This is a genomic window from Clostridium celatum DSM 1785, assembly GCF_000320405.1.
Lineage (GTDB): Bacteria > Bacillota > Clostridia > Clostridiales > Clostridiaceae > Clostridium > Clostridium celatum.
Genome location: NZ_KB291639.1, coordinates 1 through 3933 on the forward strand (window position 1 = coordinate 1; position 3933 = coordinate 3933).

Consider the following 3933-nt stretch of genomic DNA (forward strand, 5'->3'; position numbering starts at 1 on the left):
CAAGTTGTTGCCCATGCTGGGCACACACAAAAGAGCTTGTATCATATTTTTTGATACAAACTCTTTATAAATTCATTTTATTATTAAATAATCATCTATTTTTATGCTATCTAATAGCTATTAACATCAGTGTCTATACTTTTATTTTGAAGTTTCAGAATCTATTATTGTTTTTAAATATTGAATAAATCCATCTCTTAAATCTGGTTTTCTAAGAGCATATTCAACAGTTGCTTGTAAGAAACCTAACTTATCTCCTACATCATATCTTCTACCTTCAAAATCATATGCATACATAGCTTCTTCTTCAATTAACTTAAGTAATGCATCTGTAAGTTGGATTTCACCACCCTTACCAGGCTTAGTATTTTCTAATATTTCAAATATTTTAGGAGTTATAATATATCTACCTAATATTGCAATATTCGTTGGAGCTTCTTCTATTGATGGCTTTTCCACTAAATCTTTAACTTTATATACTCTATCTTCAATATGAAGTCCACCAACTATTCCATATTTATTAACATCTTCTGCAGCTACTGTTTGTACACCTAAAACTGATGTCTTATACTCTTTGTAACAATCCATAAGTTGTTTTAAACATGGCTTTTCTTCATTATAAACAACATCATCACCTAAAAGAACTGCAAAAGGCTCATCTCCTACGAAAGTTTTTGCACAATGAATAGCATGGCCAAGACCTTTAGGTTCTTTTTGTCTTATAAAGTGTATATTAACCATATCTGATATATCTCTAACCATCTTAAGCATTTCTTGCTTACCAGCCTTTTCAAGCTCCATTTCAAGCTCAACACTTCTATCGAAATGATCTTCTATACTCTTTTTATTTCTTCCTGTTATTATAAGTATTTCTTCAATTCCAGATGCTACACATTCTTCAATTATGTATTGTAATGTTGGCTTATCAACTATTGGAAGCATCTCCTTTGGTTGTGCTTTTGTTGCCGGTAAAAATCTAGTTCCAAGACCTGCTGCTGGAATTATTGCCTTTCTTATTTTCTTTTCCATCCCTTTTCCTCTCTTTTATATACAATATTATTAAACTTATAGCTAAGCTTTTTTTCTTCCTTTGCAATGAAAAATACTGCTACACTTTCAGCTACTATAAAAATTATTAGTCCTATAATTAATATTATAATTCTTGTAGGAGACCCCTCCAAGCATTTTTCTATATTTATCCCAAGTGACTTAACATAAAATCCCCATATAACAATAATATTACTTATAATAGTTATAGCTAAAATTATTGGTATAATTACCTTCATATATTTATTCATATATTTTTTCATCACTTTTACCTTCTTCCAAAAATAAAATCTTTAATCCAATAATATAAATAATTAAAAATTTACTCTCATATTATAAGAAAGTAATTATATCATACAAAATGTTTATACTTCTATGATAATTCATATATTTAATAAAAAGTTAAGTTTTTGTACAAAATAACTTAACTTTTACTAAATTATTATATCACTACTAATTAATATTTTATATTGTTAACTTTAGTCATCTTTCGACATAAATTGCATTTATTATATTTAGCCCCTTACTTACTATTATTTAATCAAAATACCTATTTACTAATTATCATTTCTTAAAATAGTACAATTTAATTTATTACTTTCAATAAATAATTTAATTTTTATATACTAAAAAGCCTATTATCCCTAAAAAGAGATAATAGGCTTAATTTCCTAAGTATATCTATTTAAATTTAAGTTTAAGTTTTATAGTTAAATATATTATTTTAATAATTCATCCATTAAAATAGCTATATCTTCTTTATCTACTTTTCCATCTTTATTTAAATCCATTGCCTTGTTGTAAACTCCATAATTCTTAGATATTACTGCAACATCACCTACGTTTACTTTACCATCTTTATTTATATCAAAATCAACATTTTCATCTGGCTTTTCCTCTGGTGTTTCTGGTTGTGGTACATTTTCTTTTAGCCATTCAATTCTACCATTAAACCAATTTTTTAAATAATTAACATCTTCCTCATAAGTCTTACCAACAAAAACATTAGGCCATACATATTGTCCTAATATGCTCCATCTCTTAAAATTAATACTTTGTGAATTTTCTATTGTCTCTGTGTAAGTATTAATTTTTTCTTCTATACCTTCAAAAACATCTATAAGCTCCCAAAATCTATTATTAACCTTTTCTACAAATTCAGGGTCATTAAATAATACTCCATACCATCCTTCATATCTCATCCACCAATCTGTTACTGATGTGTTATCAAGTTGTGGTTGGAAATCTTTAAAGTCTGCATTTCCAGCAGCAATATCGAAATCCCATATTGGTCCCATTGTAAGTTTACCATCTCTTGGTTTATACATATTCACACTTGTACGGAATGCTGCATCCCAATTCTTAAATACTTCATTTATCCAATAATAATCTATAAAGCTATCAACATCTATATATTCACTATAATGCTTTCCATTATAGTGAAAATCCTTTGAAGTTAGAGCTTTTTCTGTTTCTTCGATATAATTTGTTACATAATTATATTGCTCCTTATTAGGCAACTTAGGACTTTTAAATGTAAATGGAACTCCTAAAGATGATTTATAGCATGTATCAGCATCAAATCTATAATCAACTTCAAATAGGTATCCACCTGTAATCATATCTTCTGATGTGTCTGTATCTTCTAACTCATCTATATCTACTCTAGTTTCTGATACCTCTACTTGTTCACAAAGCAAGTAGTTCCCAATATATTCTCCATTTAATATTACATTAACATATCTTGATTCTGATGTATATTCCATTCCCATTTCAGCAGCTAAATCTAATGCTAACTTATTTCTTACTAATGTTTTATCAGAATAGTTTGCTAGAAGCACCCAATCCTTTTCAACACCCATTCCTAAAAGATTGCTTTTCTTTCCAAGCTTTATTCTATAAGGCTTTTTAGCCATTCCCCATGTACTATTTCCTCTGCCCCTAATTTGAATACTTCCATCAAATAAGCCTTCAGTTATCTCTTCCGTCCCTGTAAGTTTCATAGATGCATTAACATAATCCTCTTTAGAAGTTATTGCTTGTCCATTTTCAGTATTTATCTCCATAGTTGGTAAGTCAGATTTTACAACGTTTACAATGTAGGTATTATTTCCCCCAACTGTATAAGTTAATTGATTAGAAAAATCATTAACTGTAACATCACTTTGTTGACCTACTCCATCTATTGTTACATTTGTTGAGCTTGCCCCAAATGTAGCCACTAATTTACTAATATCCACGTCATTAGGTACAACACATAAAATTTCATTATTTTTCGAAATATATCCCAAAATATCACTATTTAATACTTCTGGATTATTTTTAGCATAAAATCCAAAAGAATAAATATTACTCCATGCTTTACTTTCAAAATTTTCTACTTCTTCATTATCATTAGAAACTTTAATTACTTGTGCATTAGTAGCTACAGCTGTAGACACTAATGTAGTAAAAATTAAAAAAGTACACATCCCTCTTTTCATAAACATCTCTCCTTATTCTCCATAGTTATAATAAATCAATTTAATTATAACCTTTTTATGAGTTATTTTCTATATTTTATAAATAATTACAATATTTTTATTTAGGTAAAATCGTTTTTGAAATTTAATTTCAAATTTATATTGTATTTTTTGAGTTTTTTTGTTGACTTATGTAAAATTTGTTATATAATAAAAAATGTAAACGTTATTAAGCGTTTGTTAGAAAATTCTAAATTCCAAAATATATAAATCATAACATAATAAGAGGGAGAGATTTAATTTATGAAAAGAAATAAAATTCTAGCAATGTTAATGGCTACTTTAGTAACAAGTTCTTAATTTTTGGAAATGTAACAACTACTTATGCAGCTGATTCAAATGTACAAGCTAAAGCTATTGTAGA

At 27.5% G+C, this 3933-nt stretch carries 3 protein-coding genes; all 3 read right to left on the minus strand.

Annotated features, from left to right (window positions below):
* Window positions 1-141: 141 nt before the first annotated feature.
* Window positions 142-1029, minus strand: a complete 888-nt coding sequence (galU, locus tag HMPREF0216_RS07050; RefSeq protein ID WP_005213002.1) for a UTP--glucose-1-phosphate uridylyltransferase GalU — start codon at window positions 1027-1029, stop codon at window positions 142-144.
* Window positions 1014-1310 (minus strand): hypothetical protein, encoded by a 297-nt coding sequence (locus HMPREF0216_RS07055; RefSeq protein ID WP_005213003.1) that lies wholly within the window; start codon window positions 1308-1310, stop codon window positions 1014-1016. Before HMPREF0216_RS07055 ends, galU begins: the two co-directional genes overlap by 16 nt.
* Before the next feature lie 456 nt (window positions 1311-1766).
* The gene (locus HMPREF0216_RS16275) at window positions 1767-3530 is read right to left on the minus strand and encodes a CotH kinase family protein (protein ID WP_051040675.1); all 1764 of its coding nucleotides are present in this window, start codon (window positions 3528-3530) and stop codon (window positions 1767-1769) included.
* Window positions 3531-3933 lie beyond the last annotated feature (403 nt).